Annotated in this window: 2 protein-coding genes; both read right to left on the reverse strand. The window is 64.4% G+C overall.

Annotated features, from left to right (window positions below):
* Positions 1–141 precede the first annotated feature (141 nt).
* On the reverse strand, positions 142–330 hold the full coding sequence (locus tag K228_RS0124815) for a DUF397 domain-containing protein (RefSeq protein WP_025620775.1): 189 nt from the start codon (positions 328–330) through the stop codon (positions 142–144).
* Between the two features lie 2 nt (positions 331–332).
* Entirely contained in the window at positions 333–1,193 is an 861-nt protein-coding gene (locus K228_RS0124820; protein ID WP_025620776.1) for a helix-turn-helix domain-containing protein, read from the reverse strand.
* Positions 1,194–1,747: the final 554 nt, after the last annotated feature.

Raw genomic sequence — 1,747 nt, forward strand, 5'->3', positions numbered from 1 at the left:
CGGCCTGATCACACTCACGGTCAACGAGACCCGCCGCCTGATCAACGCCTGCATCATCCGCCCGATCAATGACCTCACCCACCGTTTGCACTGGTGAGCCCCCCCGGCGTTGACGCGCCGGAGGGCTTAGTTGCCTGCTTGTCAGCGCCGAGCGTGCTGTACGAACGCCCGCCACGCCTCCGGACCGAACACCAGAGCCGGCCCGGTGGGGTCCTTGCTGTCGCGAACGCCCACGACGCCGGAGAGGTTGTCGGCCACCTCCACGCATTGTCCACCGTTACCCCCACTGCGGCTGCTCTTACGCCACACGGCACCGATAAGGTTACTCATCGTTACATCTCCTTGACGATCACGGCCAATAGGTTGGCCGATTGGTCTGCGTCGAGCGACAGGCCCTCCAACGTTTTCCATCTCACAGAGTACGCCGCAACCTCTGTCAGCTTGTCGAGGTATAGAGCGCCTGTCAGTGACTCGCTGTAGACGGTCGTGGGCTCGGCGGCCCGGATCCCGATTGTCGGGAATTCGAGCACGACGAAGCCAGCGCCGTTCAGGGCATAGTTGGGTTGCGTGTCCCAAGGTACGATTCGGATTGTCGCCACCTCGGCAACCACCTGGTTGTGCAGGTGGTTGAGCTGTTCGGCCATGCCGGGGAACGGCCGGCGCAGTACGCCCTCATTCACTATGACTTCTAGGCGCGGAGGCTCCGGCTTCTTCCGCATCAGGATCTTCTGGCGCTCCATGCGCAGCTCGGCAAGATGGCCGATCTCTCGCTCTGAAAGTTCCGGATGCGACCGAAGCAGGTGCTCGGCATACCCTCTCGTTTGAAGCAACCCGGGAAGCGAATCCGGCTCCCAGTGCCGCAGACCCGACGCCGCTGACTCCATCCCTACGTACAGCTCAAACCAAGCCGGCAAGGTATCGCCGTACGCGTGCCACCAGCCCTTCGCTTTGGTCTCAGCGGCCAAGGCAATCAGCGCCGAGGTCATCTCGGGAGACATGCCATACAGGGCGCACATGGCCGCTACATCGCGTGCCTTGACGGCCGACCCCCCGCCCTCGATCCGGTACATGGTGGACCGCGACCACTCCAGCGCCTCGCCAGCGGCCTCCAGGGATAGGCCAGCCTCCTCACGGCCCTGCTTTAGGTACCGCCCAAGCTGCCTACGCGGTATGGATGATCCGGCGTGGGTCATTCGGCCTCCTGTCTCAGATTGGAGCAGTCCATCTACCGAGCGTGGGACCGTCTTCGACCCACTCTCAAGAATAGGACACCCATCGTGACATGTCCCAGTCTAAATGATTGCACGGCTGCCGCTGGGGGCTAACAGTGGTTGCAGTGTGTGCTCGCTCCACTGTCGATGGACTGGGGCAGGCGTCGCCCTGGCCGCTCCACTCCCCGCAGTGGAGCGGCCATCCAACCCACTGAGGAGGTAGCCATGCTGTTCCGCTTTCCGGGCCGTCGCCGCAATCGCCTGAGCTACCGCCGGGGCAACAGGCCAGTGGAACCGACACCCCGGGCCCAGGGTGTCGCCCCGGCGTCTTGGGTGACCTGGCCGACCGCAGCATTCCCCCAGCCTGGCCGGGTCGGGTGGCTGATGCCCGCTCAGACGTGGCGGGCGAATCGCGGTCGATGGTGAAACTGCACGCGCTACCGCAGCCGAGGAACAACGCCCCACACCCCCTGACGGTGCAGCGGGCTAGGCCGGTCAATCTGCCGGCGTGGATGGTTCAGCCCACCGTCGCCAAC

This window comes from Salinispora cortesiana, assembly GCF_000484695.1.
GTDB classification, from domain to species: Bacteria; Actinomycetota; Actinomycetes; order Mycobacteriales; family Micromonosporaceae; genus Micromonospora; species Micromonospora cortesiana.

Bases quoted from the DNA above. Each gene is read 5' to 3' on its own strand.
- K228_RS0124820 (WP_025620776.1), bottom strand. From the start codon at position 1,193: ATGACCCACGCCGGATCATCCATACCGCGTAGGCAGCTTGGGCGGTAC.
- K228_RS0124815 (WP_025620775.1), bottom strand. From the start codon at position 330: ATGAGTAACCTTATCGGTGCCGTGTGGCGTAAGAGCAGCCGCAGTGGG.